The sequence below is a fragment of the Planococcus sp. 107-1 genome (assembly GCF_021513255.1).
Lineage (GTDB): Bacteria > Bacillota > Bacilli > Bacillales_A > Planococcaceae > Planococcus.
Map to the genome: position 1 here is coordinate 3250494 of NZ_CP090977.1, position 18425 is coordinate 3268918.

Here is an 18425-nt window from a genome sequence, read left to right on the forward strand (position 1 = left end):
CAGTGGATTACACCAGAGTCGTGTACGGCTCTTCCAACCCGGAAATTGTAACTAGCCTAAAACCTGATCCAGCTGTAAAATCGGTCGCCCTCACGTTTGACGATGGCCCGAGCCGGGTGTTGCCGGAAATTCTGGATATCTTAAAACAAGAAAATGTTCCCGCTGCGTTCTTTTGGCAGACACGCCTTCTCCACCCGGAACGTCCGTGGAAAAGAGTTTTGGATGAAGGCCATTTAATTGGAACGCATACGGTAAAGCATAAAAACCTGACGGCTCTTTCCTACGAGGAACAGTACCGTGATATCCGAAACAGCCTATCAAAAATCAGTGAAATCACTGGAGCAAAACCTATTTATTTCCGTCCTCCTTTCGGTCAATTCAATGATGATACCTTAAAGGCCGCACGCGAATTGAATTTAAAAACCGTTATGTGGCGAGTGGCTTCGATGGACTGGGAGCTACAAAAGAATCCCGAAAATCTAGTGACCACTGTTGTTGACAATTTAGAGGACGGTGCGATTATTCTGCTCCATGAACTTCAGCATACCGTTCAGATGCTGCCAAAATTGATCCAAGCCATACGCGAGCAAGGCTATACGTTCAAATCATTGGATGCTTAATGGATTTCTTCAACCGAAGAGGCCTGGAACTTTGTGTTTTTCAAAGTTCCAGGCCTCTTTATTTGTTCATTTCCAAAATGGCGGCAACAATTGCGTCCACGTGGATGTCAGTGGTGTTCAGCTGATGCATCTTTGTATCTTCCGGCTTGATGATCATCGGCAATTCGGTGCAGCCAAGAATAATCCCTTCAATCCCGTTGCGCTTTTCCATCTTAGAAATGATGTCCAGGAACCGCTCTTTCGTATCCGGCTTAACAATGCCTTTCTCCAATTCCTTGACGATTTTCTCATGGAGATACTGTTGCTCTTCTTCATTCGGCATCTGCACTTCGATGAGGCTCTTTTCAAAAGGATGAAGGAAAAAGTCATTCTCCATCGTGAACTTTGTTCCAAGCAGCCCTACTTTTTTAATATTAAGCTGACGCACCTTTTCTGCCGTTTCTTCTACAATGCTGATCAGCGGAATACCCACTTTCTCCTGAACTTGGCCAAAAACGATATGAGGCGTATTTGCTGCGAGAACAGCAAAGTCGGCACCTGCTTTTTCTAATCGATGCACTGCCCCTACTAAGTAATCGATCAATTCATTCGTTTTGCCATTTTCCAACAGCTCGAAAATTTTATACATATTGATGCTATTAATCAGAAACTCAGGCAAACTTTCCGAATCCCCGGATTTTTTCTGGAATTTCGAAATAATCGCCTGGTAATATTCAACGGTCGACTCTGGGCCAGTGCCTCCGATCAATCCTAAAGTCTTCATGTCAAATCCCCTCCTCCTGTCGGCTAGAACCCACTCTCTTGGTGTATACCCGTTTGGCTGCAATAAAATAGAGGAAGAATGATAAAATTCTTCCTCTCCCTATTATTTCGCTTGTTTAAATCCTTCTTCGTCCGTTTCTATCGCAAACGGTGGTTGACTTGTACAAGCTTCGAAAAGGATGGCCATATATTGCAGACAATCTGCTCTTAAATCTTCCGCTTCCGTTTTTCGGTTACTTCGGTCTGCTTGAATCGAAGCCCTCACAGTTGCAGGGAGGCCCCCTTTTCTCAGCTCGAAGCCTTCGTGATGTCTGGCATCCAAATGAAGATGAAGCAAGCATTCACTTTGCTGCTCTTCCCATGAAGCCTGATAGTGCTTGGATAAAAAGAGCAGACGGACCGATTTATCCAAGAAGAGGTTCTGTAATGACAAAACACGTGCCATTTCTAATAGTACAGCATTAGTTCCAGCACTTTCTGCAGAATCGATGGTGCTGCTGACTTGGATGAAGTCCTGGGAAGCTTGGCTCCTGATTCCGGCTGTCAGCGTTGGAATTTCCCCGCCAGCCCGTTTCAACTTCGGTCATTAGCCAACAGCACGCTTCTTCTGGAGCTGCAGACCAGCTGTTCTTCAATTTCTCTCCTTCTTTCTCGCTCATAGCCAGAACAGGGATGCTTGCAAAGTATTTTTGGGCAAAGTCGACTTTAGCCTTTTCGCTTTTTAGAGATAAGGCTTCCCGAACCGATTCGCCTTCAATGAAAACAATTGCTTTGGCTCCTGCCTTTTCAGCCATCTTGACAATTTCTGAAGATACCATTCCTTCAGTTACGAAAATCTCTTTTGAAGGTGCAATGTTTTCTTGCCAGCATGTAACGTAGCGAAGCTTACCGTTTAATCCGATTTCCCCCGTAGAAGTTGACATCGAATGTGCCGAACAAAGAAATTCTTCGCCATGAAAGGATAAACGGGCGTGGATTGGTAAACTGATAAAGCTGTCATGGAAACTCAATTTCGCTTCTACGCCTAGAATTTCAAGCACTTCTTTGGCATATTGGAAACTGCGAAGCTCCTTTTTTGCAACAGGAAAACTCGTTTCTTTGATAAACTGGTTCTTAAATGATTGCAGTTGATTTTCAGAAATTGCTTCCAGCAGCTCTCTTTCAATCCGCTCCATGGTCATTCCCCTTTCCTTGTAAGCCGTCTCCAGCAGAATCAGACACTTCATTAAACATGCAGTTTTTTTGTAAATATTTTGAAAGGTTATTTCGGTATGGAATTTTTTTAAGTATAAATGGAATTTTACTAAAATACAATAAAATTTAGAATATTTAGATTTTACAAACTGGTAAATGATAAAAAGACGGATGGCCCAATCTGCCACCCGTCTTTTCGTTTACTTATATGAATGGTTTAATCCAGTATGTGCAAGTCCAGTAATTCTACTATGCGTCTTTTTACTTCTGCATTTAGCAAGAAATTCTTCTGTTTCATCAGTGGTTTTCATTTCTTTTTTCAACATCATTTGCTGAAGTTTATCCACCATCATTAGACCGTATCCTTCTCCTCTATGCGAAGGCAGAACCGAGACGTGGTGTACAATGAAATAATCTTCTTCGACTTCAATCCCGATCAGCCCGACATAACTTTCGTTTACTTTCAGTAAATACAATTGCCATGACGGGTTTTTTTCATAGCGAAGCATGGAGTGGCGTAAGTTAGTTAAATTTTTCTCCTGAGGCATGAACGACAGTAAACCCATAGCAATCTTTTCACATGATTTCTTGTATCTGACTAACATAAGCACATCCTCGATTCGTAGATCTTGTTGGTGGTCAATTCATGTAAACTCGTCCGTCCAATTGATCAATAATTTCCAAAGCTGCCGCCAGACGCTCAGCAAAACATTCAGGGGGCTCTTTCGATTCCATAGAAACACACACAATATTCGGATTAGAAACCAATTTCTGGCGGTAATTAGTCGGCAACGGAATTTGATGCTTTCTTAATCGATTTAAAAATGCCGGGTATTCTTCTGGCAAGAGATAAATCTCCGCTTTGTTGAAAGCAGAACCGTCATCTCTCAAATGGTGAAAAGAAATATCAAGATCCAATGTGCAATAAAAGCAAGACTTACTTGCCCGTATTTCTAATGTCCGCTGTTTTTTGACTGTGCATTCTTCGCCCAACCATTCAATCTCTGCATTCATAACCATTCCAACTTTTTCGCCCATTTGCTCTAATCGGTCCATTTCCATCAGCTCCTATTGATTCTTTTTACCGTCTATTCATTTCATCTTCTAAGCTTGTATGAAACGTTTCACAATAACAGCATTTCTTGTACCGCTTCGCTTGGAGTAATTGATTGATGTAATTGACACAATCCGTAAATTCTCTCAATGCAGCTGGGGTTCCGACAAATCCGCAACGGTCACCGGCAAACTTCTGGAGATGGATACTTTTTTTCGATGATCAATGAAATAAGTCATACGCATAGCCCCTTTTAGTTAATAAAAGACGCAAAAAAACACCGAAAAGAATTTGACGTAATTCTTTGCGGCGTTGTTTACAGCACTATTGTCTGTTCCATCCTGCCCTTTTATCCAATTGTTTATCCTCAACAACTTGATGTTTTTTAGCTGCTTTCAGACTAATACAAAATTTAGAGTTTGTAAAGCCGTTAGTCCTAGCAATTTATACTTTAATTGTCTAAATATCACTTTTTTGATGTTAAGGGGCCTTTAGTTTATCGTTTCCCCTTATGTATTTCATTTAAACCCTTTTTTTAATCCATCATTCTTTTTTTGTAAATTATGGCTGTCAGCGCGCCTGCAGCTGCGGTCCAGATGAAAATGATGCCAAATTGCATAGCCGTTTCACTAAAACCGGCGCCATTTTCCACTTTCGATGCAATTTCAATAAGCTGCACGCTCGGAAGGTATTCCACCACTTTTAAAACAGGATACTTTTCTGCTAAAGGCAACAAGAATGAACCGAACGAGAAAATCCCAAGAACCGGCAAGATAATGACGGAGGCTTCCATAACAGATTTGGCCCATAAGCCGAGCAGCGTCCCAAGCGCAATATAGAAAAACGAAGACAAGACAATCGCAAGTGACACAATCAGCAGGTTCGCTGGCTGATATTCGGACAATAAGGCACCGGCTACTATAACCAAAATGGTCAATACAAACGTTAGCAAACTTTTGCCGCTCAGAATCTCGAACGTACTGGCCGGTGAAAGCATTAAACCGCGAAGCGTATTTTGTTCTTTTTCTTCTGCAATCAAGCAGCATTGGACAAAGGTTGCGACCATGGCAAACGTCAAATTGATGATCATATAATGTGCATCAAGCGTATCGACTCCCATGCGCCCATAAAGTGCCGCTACAAATAATGGCATAAAGAGGACGACTGAAACTGCTATATTCCGTGAAAAATCCTTGAAATCCTTTTGAAAAATTGCGTTTACCCGTTTGATTGATTCGTTCATGCTAATACCCTCCCTGTCGCTTTTACAAAAATATCGCCGAGTGTCGGTTCGTTTGAATGGATGGTTGCTACTTGTCCGTTTTTCATGAACTCATATAGCACCTGTGCATCTTCAGTGCCTGTAGACAGCACCACTTTTTCTTCGTTTTTCAATTCGACTGTCATCGTGCCGTCTGCATAACGCTTCTTTAGTTGATCCGGTGTATCCATCAACTGGATTTTCCCTTTGTTCAGGAAAGCCACCCGGTCGCATAAAGTATCCGCTTCTTCCATATCATGCGTGGTCAGGAAAATCGTCGTCCCTTTTTCATTCAATGCACGAAGCCCTTTGTAGATATGGCGGGTATTGACCGGATCAAGCGCTGACGTCGGTTCGTCCAAAAACAGCAGCTCCGGTGCATGGAGCAAGGTACGTGCCAAAAGCACACGCTGCGTCATGCCTTTCGATAAGGCAGAAACCTTTTTCTTCCGGTCTTCCTGCAGATTGACCGATTCCAGCACCTCATTGATCTTGCTGAGCGGCATGCCATACAGCTCACAATATAACTTCAGGTTTTCATAAACGGTCATTCTTTTATACAAGCCGCTGTTATCGGTAAGCACACCAAAGCGTTGGCGATATTCGGGCTTCTTCAATTTAGAAATGGATTCGCCGAAGACAGTCGCGCTTCCTACAGTCGGCTCCAATTGTCCGGTAAGAATTTTAATCGTTGTGGTCTTCCCAGATCCGCTTGGTCCGAGGAAACCAAAAATCTCCCGCGTTTTACCGTAAAACTCAAATCCTCAATTGCTGGCTGGTTGGCGAAGATTTTTGCCATCGCGTTCACTTCAATGATATTTTCCATTTGTCATTCCTCCTGAATCTGTTTCGGCTTCTGCCTGTTGCTAATTACAGATTAACGGGAAAAGACAGGGGAAACATCATATTTCAGGTGAAAGGAGCCATTTCTGGGGTGAATGGAGCTTATTTCATGCCCAATATTCCCTTTAACTCCGCCATTTTGCTTTTTGACAACGGAATCGATGACTTTTTTGCATCCTCAAGAACAAGGCTATAGCTGTTTCGCGTCCAAGTGATGACTTCCCGCACCTTTTGAAGGTTAACGATATAGGAACGATGGCAGCGGAAAAATCCATAAGGCAATAATCGCTGTTCAAGTTCACTCAACGTAAAATAGCTCGGGAAGGCTTCGCCTTTAATGTATAAAAAAGACTGGCCTTCGGAACTCTCGATGTAATCGATTTCCGGCGGATCAAATAGGACAATCTTTTCGTTCACTTTGGTCGGTATTTTTTCAAAGCGAATGGGCTGGATGCTTTCTGCGGCCGCCGATTCTTCAACTTTTTCTTCAACTTCCGGTTCTTCCTCTAAAGTCTGAATTTGATAAAGTCCATTTTCATCAAGCCGATATACACGGTCTGCTGCGATTACGGCGTTTTCCAGATTTCCAGACAAAATGAAAACGGTCTTGCCAGCTGTTCGGAGTTCAGTTAACAGCGAAAGGAAAATCCGCTTCGATTCCATATCCAGGTTTTGGTCCGGCTCCTCCATCACCCATACGTCAGGGTTTTGAATATACAGAGCTGCCAATTGGATTCGCCGTTTTTCGGACGGTGTTAATTTTTCAAGCTTGGTATTTTTCTTTAGCTCTAATTGGACCTTCCGAATTATATCATCCACTTTATCAGGAGAATTATGAAGGTTTTTATAAAAGCGCAGTGCTTCTAAAACCGTGAGTCTTTTGTATACGCCATCGTTCAAGAATAAAAAGCCCATTTTCACTGATTTTTGGGCTAATGCCTGTCCCGCTAGCTGAATTTCGCCTTGCGATAAAGAACTTTTCCCTAAAAGCAGTTCCATCAGCTGGGATCGAATGTTCACATTCGAATAAATTGCCAAAACTTCTCCTGCAATTAAGGATAGATTGAACGCAGGAAAAACCAATGCATCGTTTTTATGCTTTTCTGCATCAATAAATGCCAGTGTCATGTGATGCCCTCTTCTCTTGCTTGTATTTTCTCAATAATAAAATTATAACAAATTTGCCCAACTGAAGAATCGGCTATTCGATTCACTGCAACAATAAAAAAGCTGCAGAATTTTACTTCTGTAGCTTTTTTCAGTCGATTATTGAATAATTTTCACTTTGAGCCATCCACGTACGCCATTTATAAACCAAACTGCTTCGCAATCTTCCAAATCGTTTTTGTTAATCTCTTTTTCTTCAATCTTTCCGGTATCCAAAAGAAATTGCCGATACGTACCTGCCAATAAGCCATTCTCTATCGGAGGCGTGTACAGGCGGCCATTCATCTCCACAACAAGATTGCCAATGGCAAACTCCGTCAGCTGTTCGTGTTCATTCCATAAAAGGACTGAAAATACGCCTTCCACTTCAGATTCATGCTGTTTATATACTTGCCGATGCGTCGTCTTATGAAAAAGAAAAGGATTTTGGCTATTTACAGGTTCGTTGGCCAATTTACAGAGGACTGGCTCTTTTATCGGCGTGATTTTCTGCGCTTCTACTGCTATTTCCCCGGTTTTGCTGAGCAATAAGCGCACTTTATAAACACCTTTCGAATGTGTTTTCGCACATTCTTTCAACTGCTTGCGAATTTCCCTTTCATTTCCCGGGAAATAAAAATACGCAGCTGAATTTTTCATTCGTTCCATATGATAGTCGATCAAAGGATATTTGCCGTCCTCCAATTTCAACGACTCGAGCAGTTGAAACTCAGGGCGTCTCTCTGTCAGCACTTTCGCTTTTACAACCAATTCCTGATATTCGCCTTCAGAAGTCGAATCCCATGTAATTCCGCCGCCTACACCGTAGCGGGCGGTCTGTTTTTCGGTGTCGATGACAACGGTCCGGATCGGCACATTGAATATTGCCTCTTTTTCGGGTGTGATAAACCCGATAGCCCCGCAATACACATCACGGGAAGTTTGTTCGAGCGCTGCAATGTATTCCATCGTACTGACTTTTGGTGCGCCTGTTATCGATCCGCAAGGAAATAAGGCTTTGAACCAATCAAGAACTGTCAATGCATCCTGCAGTTCCGCTTTAACCGTCGAAGTTAGCTGGTGAACCGTAGGGTATGTTTCCACTTTATACAGGTCCGATACGTGGACGGTCCCTTTTTTCGCCAAACGGCTCATATCATTTCGCAGCAAATCAACAATCATCAAATTTTCAGCCTGCTCTTTTTCGGAAGCCAGCAATTCCTCGGATTTCACTTTGTCTTCTGCTAGTGTACGTCCTCTTTTAGCCGTTCCTTTCATCGGCTTTGCCTCGATTGTTCCGTCTTTTATACGGAAGAACAGTTCGGGCGATGCTGACAGGATCCGATGCTTGCCTAAATCCAAATAAGCGCCGTAATCCGCCTGCTGATTGCGGGCCAATTGACGATAAAAAGAACGGTCGCTGCCAGTAAAATCGGCATGCAGCCGTTCGGTGTAGTTCACTTGGTACGTATGCCCTTCTTCAATAGCCGTTTTAATCCGGCTAATGCCTTCTTTATAAAGGCTTTTCGAACTCGCCATTCTCCATTCGGATACTTGATACGGTTTTTCCGGGAATTCTTCGCTTTGGATATGGACCTGATCGAAAATTCCAAACCAGACAAGAGGCATTTCGGTTGAACCTTTTACTTTCATCGCTGGATTGAATGCAGGTGCTGCTTCGTAAGACAAATAGCCCGCCACATAAAATCCCTTGTCGATAGCTGCTTCTATCGCTTCCATGATTGCAGGGATGTCTTCCAAACGTTCCGTCTGCAAAACTTCTACCGGTTCTTTGAAAGCTTTCGGTTCTATCTTTCCCTCGCTATTGCGAAATTCATACAGCAAATATGGATTCATTCGATGATTCTCCCTGTCGGTCTTTTTTCCAAGCAACTGCCTGTTCATAGCAATTTTCCAGCATTTGAAACCCTTCCAAAGTCTTCACGGATTCCGGATGGAACTGGATGCCCGTAACCGGCAACGAACGATGGCGCACCCCCATTACAACGCCGTCTTCTGTCTTAGCTGTAACTTCCAAGCAGTCCGGCAAGGCCGCTGCATCAGCCACCAGCGAGTGGTAACGTGCTACGTTTGTCGGCGAAGCAATCCCCTCGAACACTCCCGTTTCGTTATGGTTGATAAGGGAAGATTTCCCGTGCATGGGCTGCTGCCCTTTTACGACCTTTCCCCCGAAATATTCGATGATGGTTTGATGGCCAAGGCATACGCCAAGTATGGGAACTTCCATACTTAGTCCCGATAGGATCTCGCCTGTTGCTCCAGTTTGTTTTGGACGCCCTGGTCCTGGAGACAGCACGATCAAATCAGGCACTAGTTTTTTTATTTCATTTGCCGTCACTTGTTCATTTTGAAAAACCAAAAGCTCGGGATCGAATTGTTCCAGGTAATGGACCAGGTTATACGTAAAGGAGTCATGGTTATCGATGACAATTATCATGGCTTACCTCTTTCCAAGAATCGTTGATAGCTCCATTATACGGGCATTTCAAGGATGAGAGCGAGTTTTACAGCTTGCCCTTTAACTATTCAGAACGGAGTAATGTTTTCTCAATCGGATATAATACGCCCACATCCGGTAAATAAAGCTAAGGAATAAGACAAAGGCAATTGCCGGCAGCACGCCGAATAAAGAAAGCGTAGTGCCTTCATGCATGAACTCTTGAAATTCCCTATTGGCATTCAACGCATAAATGAAAAGCATTGGCAAAAACAGAATTGTATAGAGGCTGGCCATCCGGCGCGCACGTTTTAAATGGCTGCTTCCTTCCGTATAAATACGCGGCTTTTCTTCGCCTTCTCTATATTCCCGGCTCCAAATCACCCATTTTTCCATAGCTGACCAGGATTCAAAAATTTTCAGCCATCCCGCATCTTCGTATATCGAGAAATAACTGCTTTCAACCGTGCTCATGTATTCAGCGTGATAGCTCATGCATCGGGGTTCACCTTTCACAAAGTAAAATACCGTCCCGATCGTCCCGACGTGATGCAGCTGATAGCCTTGCTGCTCCATTTTTTCGAGCCAGCTTTCCAAGCGGTCAGGAGCATACATCCAGCCAAGCTTGACCTTTTTCACAAAATCACCGGAGGGCTGGGGAATTTTAGGTGTTGGCTGATGATGCTTCTGTTTTTCAGCTGCTGCAGCCGCTTTTTCTTGCAGCATCGCCTGATTGGATTTTTTAATTTTAACAATTGAGTAGCTTGCCAAACCAATTGCTCCAAACGTTAAAGCCAGGAAAAGATAGGTAATGGCCCATAACGGACTTGGTTCCACTGCGATTGTTCCGTCTTGGAACCAGGAAGAAGCAAGCGTCGACACATTCGCGAGCAGCACACCGAGCAGATAAAAAAGAAGGCCGAAGAAAACGAAGGAAACATTCCGGTTGTGGGTGATGATGCCTTGGCGGACTGGCGCTGTCTTGATGTCTTTTTCGGAATAGCTGTTTTTAAGGATTTGCCATTTGCCGCTCGCTGCAGCAATTTCCCAGCCGTTTTCCGTCAAACTGGATGCTAACACAGGCCCCTGATTTCGATCAAAGCTGATTCGGTATGAAAGGTTCTGCGGCGTAGCTTGCTCAAAATAGAAAGTCCGTGATGCTCTTTTTAATTTTTTCAGAATGTATCCTTGACTAGCCATACCTTTCAGCCAGTTCTCTGTTTGTTCAACGTCATAGCTCCAAAATGGCTTAATTGCTTTTTTCATAAAAAATCCCCCTCGTATTTCACTGCATTCTGATGAAGTTCCTTCAGCCTGCCAATTTCCGCAAGGATCAATTGTTTGCCAAGATCCGTAATTTCATATAGGGTCTTTCTTTCTTCATCGGCAAACACTGTGATGACACCATCTTTCTGCATTTTCGTCAATGTGCCGTAGACAGTTCCTGATCCTAGGCGCAGCCTGCCGCCTGAAATCTCTTCAACATGCTTTACAATGCCGTAGCCATGCCGCGGCTCTGTCAACGACAGCAAGATGTAGTAAGCCGTTTCTGTCATCGGAATGTATTTTTTCATCACTTTATCTGCATTCATTGAAATTCCTTCTCCCTTTACTATGTCACACCACGACTATATCACGACGTGACATAGTAAGGCAATCAAATTTAATTAAAAAGAGCCGACTGCTCTTGGCAATCGGCTCCTCTTATCTAAAGAAATTCGTCCAGAACCGCTTATTCGGGTAAACCGGAGAATTGTTTTTCTTTTTTCATGACGATAAATCCGCTCCAGGCAAAAACAGCGGAAGCGATATAAAAAATGCTGGAGATGGTGAAAAAGTCGACAAGGTAACCAGTTCCGATGACAGCCGCAGCTGCCGCAATGGAGGTCCAGATATGGTATTTGCCGATTTCTTTTCCTGCCGTTTCTTTGATGACATGCCGCGCGAGCACCGTTTTCTCTGAATTTCTTTGCACTGCCCCGAAGACGCCCATAATCACTTGTAGAATATAAACGTGCCAGATTTCATTGGCCAGCGGAAAGAATAAGAGCGTCAGCGCCATCCCCCACGAATAAACGCCAAGCAGCCATTTATCACCCACTTTGTCTGCCAGTTTGCCGATAAACGGATAGCAAATAGCAGCAGTCAATGCAAAAAGTCCATACGCCCAGCCAAACTGGGAATACGAATTGCCGACATTATTGATCAATAAAATATAGAATGGAAAAATCATAGTTGAAGCCATGCCAATTGCGCCTTGATAGACGATAAATCGTTTGTAGTTCATTGCTTGTACTCCTCATAGAAAAGGTTCATAAATCGCTCTTTTGGATCGTATTTTCTTTTCAGCTCAAAAAATTCTTTTGTTCTTGGATAGGCTTCCGCCATTTGTTCTTTTGTCGGATAACCATAATACGGCAAGTAGTAGCTTCCCCCGTGATCGAGTGTGACGTCAATCATATTGCGGATGACTCTTCCGGTATCTTCTATGCTTTGGCTATCTGTTCCTTGATTGATCAAGAGGACAAGGGAAAACATATCTTCTTTTGCATAGGACAGCACAGCTTTCTCATTTTCTTCGACATACCGTATCGTGATGTTCAATAGATTAAACGACTCTTCCTCGGCTAAGGTTTTTCTTAAATCATCGATATACGCTTCAAAATTGTCCACGGGGACAAAATATTCTTGCAGCACTTCGGTGTTTTTCGGATGGCTGTACTCCATAAACTCGGAATCCGAGCGCATGACGTTATTCCGTGAAATCTTTTTCCCATCAACCGACTCGGCATACGTTTTCTGGGTTTTCCAGAAGGCCTCTTTCCCTTCATCATTCAACCGGGCGAGACCTAAAAAGAATTTCGGCACAGCAATCAGTGTTTCTTCTTTCAGTTTCTGAGGCTCTGTTAAAAGGTCCTGCTGTGCCACTTCGCTGTAATTCATCACATACATTTCTTCCAGAAAAGATTCCGGGGAAATGGAGATGCGGGCCAAGTGCATTTTCACTTGGTCATTTTTAATTTTTTCTTTGAAGTAATCACTATACTCGTCGTAACGAAGCTGCTCCGACTCGATTTGGTAAAGGGCATCGTCCGTCAGTTTTAACGTCACGTCCAAAATTACACCCATTAAACCGTAGCCACCGACGGCCGCTTTGAAAAGTTCTGAGTTTTGGTCCGCACTGAGTTCCAGGATAGTGCCTGTTGCATCAAGCAGGCGCATGGATTCAATCGTATCGATCAGGCCGTGGTTACGGATATCAAGGCCGTGGGCATTCACGCTGATGGATCCGCCGACTGTGAATATATTTTGCGACTGGCTGACTTTCAGGGCCAGTCCGGATGGATTGATGTGTTCTTGAATATCCCCCCACGTAGCCCCGCTCTGGACCGTGATGGTTTTCTTTTCCGCATCAAACTCCAAAATCTCATTATACGGCTTCATATCCAAAAGAATTCCATCCGGGTATTCCGTATGGCCGCCTTGGCTATGCTGCATGCCGGCAATCGCAATCTCGTCACCTGCAGCATTCGCATCCCGTACAATCTGTTGGATATCGGAAGGGCTGTCGCCCGCTTTAACCGCCTTCATTTTCACCGGCAATAGACGGCTTCGGTCTTCTACAGTCGGACCGGCTGATTGGTCTGTAAAATAATGGAGCGATGCAGCAAAAATAAGAACATATGCCATAAGCATAAAATAGCGTTTCATAAAGTTAAAAATCGACTCCTTCACAAATCCTTACCTTTTATATTACACGAAGCGGCTGAAGTTTATGGCGTTATAGGATATTTTTCCAAAAGAAAACCACTAAGGGGAAATCCCTTAGTGGTTTCGGCTAAATCGGTTTTAGTTCACTTTCCTGCTTTGAGTCAGGCTATCCCAAATTCCCCATAAATACATGATGCCAAGCGCCCGGTCGTATAAACCGTATCCTGGACGGCAGATTTCGCCCCAAATGTGGCGGCCATGGTCGGGTCTTGTATAGCCGGTAAATCCAATTTCATGAAAGGCTTTGACAATGCCTACAATGTCTACAGACCCGTCGCTCGCTTTATGGGAGGATTCGATAAAATCTCCGTTGTCGAAATGCTTCAAGTTCCGGATATGCGCGAAAGGAATTCGTTCGCCAAATTCTTTAACGATGCTGATCAAATCATTTTCGGGATTGGCGCCGAGTGAGCCGCTGCAAAACGTCAAGCCGTTCGATGAGCTGTCCACTAAACTTAGGAACCGTCTAATATTGTCCTGATTGGTGATGATTCTCGGCAAACCGAAAATCGGCCACGGCGGATCATCCGGATGGATGGCCATTTTGATGCCGTTCTCTTCTGCTACCGGAATAATCTGCTCGAGGAAATATTGAAGATTGTCCCACAGCTTTTCTTCTGAAACGTTCTTGTAAGCTTCAAACAAATTCGCCAATTGCCCAAGCCGTTCCGGTTCCCAGCCCGGCAATGAAAATTCATCGTTTGAAAGGAAGCTTGCCGCCAATTCTTCCGGCTGCATTGCATCGATTTTTGCTTTCTCATAGAACAACGCCGTCGAGCCATCTCCCACTTCCCCGAATAAATCCGTACGGATCCAGTCAAAGACCGGCATGAAATTATAGCAGATCACTTTGACTCCTACTGTAGCCAGGTCTCGGATCGTCGCTTTGTAATTTTCAATATACTGCTCCCGCTGAAGGCAGCCCGAGCTTAATATCTTCATGGATATTCACGCTTTCCACTACATCTATATTGAATCCATAATTGTCAGCTTCTGTTTTCATCGCTTGAATTTTATCCAGCGGCCATCTGTCGCCCGCTGCCTGGTCGTGCAGTGCCCAGACGATGCCTGTCACGCCTGGTATCTGCTTAATATTTGAAAGCGGAATATGATCATCGTTTTCTCCAAACCATCTAAATACCATTTGCATGTCTATCACCCAATCATCCTAGGACTCTATTGCTAAATACGCTTCGATATTGCCGTAGCATATATCTTTTATGATCATCTCTAAAATGTCGAAATCTGCAGGATACTCCCCGTTTTCAACCCATTTCCCGATAATATTGCAAAGAATTCTTCTGAAATATTCATGTCTTGTATAGGACAAAAAGCTTCTCGAATCCGTCAGCATGCCGACAAACCGGGCAAGCAAGCCATGATTGGCCAACACTTTAATCTGCTCTTCCATGCCGTCGCGTTGGTCATTGAACCACCACGCCGTACCGAATTGGATTTTTCCCGGAATCTCTTCCTGGAAATTGCCGATCATGGATGCAACCATATGATTGTCCCGCGGATTGAGGTTGTAAATGACGGTCTTCGGCAATACCCCTTCGTAATCCAATGCGTTCAGCAAGTTCGATAAATCTTCCGCATAGGTAAAATCGTGAATCGAATCAAATCCGGTATTCGGTCCGACAGATTCCAATTTCTTTTGGTTATTGCTTCTTAGCGCTCCGATATGCAATTGCATCGCCCAGCCATGCTGCGCATACATTTTGCCTAAGGCTTTCATGACAGCCGTTTTGTATTTGACGATGTCGTCTTTTTCTAAAGTTTCCTGCGCCAAAGCTTTTGCAAAGATACGATTTAGTTCTTCATCACTTGCTTCGAGATAGAAATTCGAATCCAATCCGTGGTCGGACAGACGGCAGCCTGATTCATGGAAATACTGGACTCGTGCTTCCAAGCCTTCCACCAAGCCGGTGAAGTTTTCGGCTTTTACGCCCGTGACTTCTTCCATCCTGGAAATCCATTCCTTGAACGACGGGCTTTCGATATTCAACGCACCATCCGGCCGGAATGTCGGCAAGACATGGACATCAAACGACTCATCTTCTTTAATTTGCTTATGATACGCCAAGTCGTCCAACGGATCATCTGTCGTACACAAGCCTTTGACATTCGATCGCTTGATCAGCTGCTGCGCCGTAAACGACTCTGTTTGAAGCAATGCATTGCACGTTTCCCAAATTTCATCGGCTGTTTTTGGACTGAGCGGTTTAGCAATGCCGAAATACCGCTTCAATTCCAAATGCGTCCAATGGTAAAGCGGGTTTCCTAATGTAAAAGGAACGGTTTCCGCCCATTTTTGAAACTTCTCCCGGTCATCAGCTTCTCCGGTCACCCATTCTTCCGGTACGCCGTTAGTGCGCAAGGCGCGCCATTTATAATGGTCTCCGTCCAGCCAAATCTCCGCTAAATTGGCGAATGTTTTATTTTCTGCAATTTCCTTAGCCGTCAAATGGCAGTGGTAATCAAAAATTGGCATGTCTTTTGCAAATTCGTGATACAAAGTTTTAGCCGTTTCGGATTCCAGTAGGAAATCTTCATCCATGAATGCTTTCATACAAATCCTCCTCTGGCGAATGTTGGATCAGTCCGTCAATAATCCGCCGTTGACTTCAATGATTTCACCCGTAATGTAGCCCGCGATGTCAGAAGCCAGATACACGGCAGTACCGGCAATTTCTTCAGGCGTGCCTTCTCTGCCAAGCGGCACTTGTTGTGCCATCGATGCTCTCAATTCCGGTGTGGAGTAGCGGTCGTGGAACGGCGTCGTAATGATTCCCGGCGCTATTCCGTTCACCCGGATACGGTCTCCAGCCAGTTCTTTTGCAAGCCCTCTTGTAAATGTACTGACCGCTCCTTTAGCAGCAGCATAAGCCACTGCGCCTCCACCGCCGCCGTTTCGTGCAGCAATTGAGGTCATATTAATGATATTGCCTTGCCCGCTCTTCTTCATAAGCGGCAAGACCGCTTGCGTCACATGGAATACGGAAGTGAAATTGATGTTGATGATTTTTTCCAATGCTTCGATTTCAAGGTCTTCAATTTTGGCACGCTTGACCATCGTGCCGGCGTTATTGACGAGGATGTCGATTCGGCCGAATTTGGTTTTGATGTCTTCAACCATTTCATCCACTTGTTTGCGGTCCGTCACGTCGCCGATAACCAAATGAGCTTTCGCTCCTCTATCCTGGACATTTTTCAATGTGATTTCAGCTTCTGCCGCGTTGGAATTTCCGTGAACGACGACAGCTGCTCCGCATTCTGCAAACTTCTCAGCAATCGCTCTTCCGATTCCCGTACTGCTGCCTGTAACCCAAACCACTTTTCCTTCAAAAGAAAACATAAAACGCTCCTCCACTCTATTCAAAGCTTACGCATTACATCAATAAATCAGGGATGAATGTCACAATTTCCGGTACGAATACCAAGATCAGAACCAATACGACTACGCCTCCGATAAATGGCAGGGCTTCTTTGATGTATTCTTCAATCGGCACTTTCATAATGGAAGTTGTCGTATACATCGTTACCCCGACCGGCGGCGTCATGCCTCCAAATGTAACGATTGTCATCATCAAAATACCGAAATGTACAGGGTCTACACCCACTTGTGTGACAATCGGCAGGAAAATCGGTGTCAACAGCAAAACCAGCACCGTGGACTCGATGAACATCCCTGCGATGACCAGGAACAGCAAGATCAACAGCAGCATCAATGTGCCATTGCTTGTAATGCCGATCAGGAAGTCCGCTGCGTTCTGCGGAAGACGGTCGTATGTAATCAAGAATCCTAAAATGGATGATGTTGAAATGATCAAGAGAATGGATGCATTATCGGTAACCGATTGCTCGATGGATTCGATAAAGTTCTTCCAGTTCAATTCTTTGTAAACGAAGAAGCCGATTACAAGTGCATAGACTACGGCAAAAGCGCCTGCTTCTGAAGCAGTGAAAATACCGAAACGAATTCCCACGACTAAAATGACCGGGAATAATAACGCCCAAATACTGTCTTTGAAAGAAACAGCCACTTCCTTGAATGTGGCTCGTTTGATATTTTCATCTTGATCATATCCGCGTTTTTTAGCGACGAGGTATGAAACCAGCATCAATACGATCATCATGAGAATACCGGGAATGATTCCCGCTAAAAAGAGCTTGCCGATAGACACTTGGCCAACGTATCCGTAGAGGATCAAACCGATACTCGGCGGGATTGTTGCGGTGATCAATGAGCTGATTGCAATAACTGCAGCCGAATAGCCGCCTGAATAGCCTCTGGCAATCATTTGATGCCCTAAGATCCGGCTTTGCATCGCTGCATCCGCATTGGCAGATCCGGAAACACCGCCCATGATCGTACTCAGTACGATGGAAACGTGCGCCAAGCTTCCGACTAAATGTCCAGTTAACGCATTGGAAAAACGGATCAGCCGTTTTGTGATTCCAGAAGAGTTCATCAAGTTTCCGGCTAAAATGAAGAAAGGCACAGCCAGCAACGGAAATGACTGCGTCCCCGCTACCATTCGCTGTGTTGTAATTTCAACCGGCAAATTCGGTTCCAAGATAAAGAATGACAAACTTGCAATACCGATGGCAAAAGCCACAGGCATATTCAAAAAGAGCAAAACGAAAAATATAACAGCGACAAGTAACATGGTTTCCACCTCTTATTCTGAATGACTGTAAAAATTGAACGAAAGAAATCGCTCTGTGCTTCAGGCTTTTCCCGAAGAAAAGCCATCGGCCGAATTGAATTCGGCCAATAACTTCAAAGCAGTTTAGCGGACTATCCGTAACGTTTATTCAATTTATACAGATGTTGTTTTTAAAACGTTGATTTTCTGTGCCACTTTAAAAATCAGGGTGATCAACATTAAGATGCTTCCAATCGGCACAGCCATTGTGATAAACGAATAACTTAGTGGAAGGTTACTGATTAAGCGCACTGAGTTTTCGATGCTTAACTGGATTCCAAAATTGATCAGGAAAACCAGGAAGGCCATGATCAATACGTTAATAATGATTTCTAGCACGGCCTTTGTTTTCGGCTTCAGCTTTTTAACGAAAAAATCCACTCCAATGTGGCGGTCTTCCCGGAGACAGCGATTGGCACCTAAAAAAATGACCCAAACAAATAAGAATTGAGCAAACTCCACAGACCAAGAGAGGGGGAATCCCACCCATCTCATGACTGAGGCGATAAAGACAAACGCTACAACACCGATCATCAATAAATTAGTAATAAAATTCTCGAATTTTGCATAGCCGCCAGCTACTTTTTTTATCATTTTCATCACT

20 protein-coding genes and 1 pseudogene are annotated in these 18425 nt (G+C 44.1%); 1 reads left to right on the plus strand and 20 read right to left on the minus strand.

Annotation, left to right across the window (positions count from 1 at the left end; genetic code table 11):
* Positions 1-2: 2 nt before the first annotated feature.
* Positions 3-620 (plus strand): polysaccharide deacetylase family protein, encoded by a 618-nt coding sequence (locus L0M13_RS16915; RefSeq protein ID WP_235197592.1) that lies wholly within the window; start codon positions 3-5, stop codon positions 618-620.
* A 58-nt stretch (positions 621-678) separates the two neighbouring features.
* Here L0M13_RS16915 and L0M13_RS16920 read toward each other — a convergent pair whose 3' ends face one another.
* The 20 genes and pseudogenes from L0M13_RS16920 to L0M13_RS17010 form a co-directional block, all read right to left on the minus strand.
* Positions 679-1383 (minus strand): aspartate/glutamate racemase family protein, encoded by a 705-nt coding sequence (locus L0M13_RS16920; protein WP_235197593.1) that lies wholly within the window; start codon positions 1381-1383, stop codon positions 679-681.
* A 102-nt stretch (positions 1384-1485) separates the two neighbouring features.
* Positions 1486-1815: a hypothetical protein gene (locus L0M13_RS16925; protein ID WP_235197594.1), complete on the minus strand. Its 330-nt coding sequence runs from the start codon at positions 1813-1815 to the stop codon at positions 1486-1488.
* Between the two features lie 28 nt (positions 1816-1843).
* Positions 1844-2557, minus strand: a complete 714-nt coding sequence (locus tag L0M13_RS16930; RefSeq protein ID WP_235197595.1) for a protease-associated domain-containing protein — start codon at positions 2555-2557, stop codon at positions 1844-1846.
* A 219-nt stretch (positions 2558-2776) separates the two neighbouring features.
* The gene (locus L0M13_RS16935; protein WP_235197596.1) at positions 2777-3181 is read right to left on the minus strand and encodes a GNAT family N-acetyltransferase; all 405 of its coding nucleotides are present in this window, start codon (positions 3179-3181) and stop codon (positions 2777-2779) included.
* A 34-nt stretch (positions 3182-3215) separates the two neighbouring features.
* The gene (locus L0M13_RS16940; RefSeq protein ID WP_235197597.1) at positions 3216-3632 is read right to left on the minus strand and encodes a hypothetical protein; all 417 of its coding nucleotides are present in this window, start codon (positions 3630-3632) and stop codon (positions 3216-3218) included.
* A 533-nt stretch (positions 3633-4165) separates the two neighbouring features.
* Positions 4166-4873: an ABC transporter permease gene (locus L0M13_RS16945; protein WP_235197598.1), complete on the minus strand. Its 708-nt coding sequence runs from the start codon at positions 4871-4873 to the stop codon at positions 4166-4168.
* Positions 4870-5625: an ABC transporter ATP-binding protein gene (locus L0M13_RS16950; RefSeq protein WP_397443551.1), complete on the minus strand. Its 756-nt coding sequence runs from the start codon at positions 5623-5625 to the stop codon at positions 4870-4872. The genes L0M13_RS16945 and L0M13_RS16950 overlap by 4 nt, the downstream gene beginning before the upstream one ends.
* Entirely contained in the window at positions 5544-5717 is a 174-nt protein-coding gene (locus L0M13_RS18805; RefSeq protein ID WP_397443502.1) for a hypothetical protein, read from the minus strand. Before L0M13_RS18805 ends, L0M13_RS16950 begins: the two co-directional genes overlap by 82 nt.
* 119 nt (positions 5718-5836) lie before the next feature.
* Positions 5837-6862 carry a LytTR family transcriptional regulator DNA-binding domain-containing protein gene (locus L0M13_RS16955; RefSeq protein WP_235197599.1) on the minus strand — a complete coding sequence of 342 codons (1026 nt, stop codon included), beginning with the start codon at positions 6860-6862 and terminating at the stop codon, positions 5837-5839.
* 138 nt (positions 6863-7000) lie between these two features.
* Positions 7001-8737, minus strand: a complete 1737-nt coding sequence (pabB, locus tag L0M13_RS16960) for an aminodeoxychorismate synthase component I (protein ID WP_235197600.1) — start codon at positions 8735-8737, stop codon at positions 7001-7003.
* Positions 8715-9338, minus strand: coding sequence for an anthranilate synthase component II (locus L0M13_RS16965; RefSeq protein WP_235197601.1), 624 nt, complete (start codon positions 9336-9338; stop codon positions 8715-8717). Before L0M13_RS16965 ends, pabB begins: the two co-directional genes overlap by 23 nt.
* 81 nt (positions 9339-9419) lie before the next feature.
* Positions 9420-10604, minus strand: coding sequence for a DUF2812 domain-containing protein (locus tag L0M13_RS16970; RefSeq protein WP_235197602.1), 1185 nt, complete (start codon positions 10602-10604; stop codon positions 9420-9422).
* Positions 10601-10930 (minus strand): PadR family transcriptional regulator, encoded by a 330-nt coding sequence (locus L0M13_RS16975; RefSeq protein ID WP_235197603.1) that lies wholly within the window; start codon positions 10928-10930, stop codon positions 10601-10603. Before L0M13_RS16975 ends, L0M13_RS16970 begins: the two co-directional genes overlap by 4 nt.
* A gap of 140 nt (positions 10931-11070) precedes the next feature.
* Complete coding sequence (locus tag L0M13_RS16980; protein ID WP_235197604.1) at positions 11071-11625, minus strand: MFS transporter; 555 nt, start codon at positions 11623-11625, stop codon at positions 11071-11073.
* On the minus strand, positions 11622-13049 hold the full coding sequence (locus L0M13_RS16985) for an FAD-binding oxidoreductase (RefSeq protein WP_235197605.1): 1428 nt from the start codon (positions 13047-13049) through the stop codon (positions 11622-11624). The genes L0M13_RS16980 and L0M13_RS16985 overlap by 4 nt, the downstream gene beginning before the upstream one ends.
* Before the next feature lie 138 nt (positions 13050-13187).
* Positions 13188-14259, minus strand: a pseudogene (uxuA, locus tag L0M13_RS16990) (mannonate dehydratase).
* 18 nt (positions 14260-14277) lie between these two features.
* Positions 14278-15681: a glucuronate isomerase gene (uxaC, locus tag L0M13_RS16995; RefSeq protein ID WP_235197606.1), complete on the minus strand. Its 1404-nt coding sequence runs from the start codon at positions 15679-15681 to the stop codon at positions 14278-14280.
* Positions 15682-15708: 27 nt separating this feature from the next.
* Complete coding sequence (locus L0M13_RS17000; protein ID WP_235197607.1) at positions 15709-16467, minus strand: SDR family NAD(P)-dependent oxidoreductase; 759 nt, start codon at positions 16465-16467, stop codon at positions 15709-15711.
* A 34-nt stretch (positions 16468-16501) separates the two neighbouring features.
* A complete protein-coding gene (locus L0M13_RS17005) occupies positions 16502-17782 on the minus strand; it encodes a TRAP transporter large permease (protein ID WP_235197608.1) in 1281 nt (426 codons plus the stop codon).
* Positions 17783-17935: 153 nt separating this feature from the next.
* Positions 17936-18421, minus strand: coding sequence for a TRAP transporter small permease (locus L0M13_RS17010; protein ID WP_235199339.1), 486 nt, complete (start codon positions 18419-18421; stop codon positions 17936-17938).
* Positions 18422-18425 lie beyond the last annotated feature (4 nt).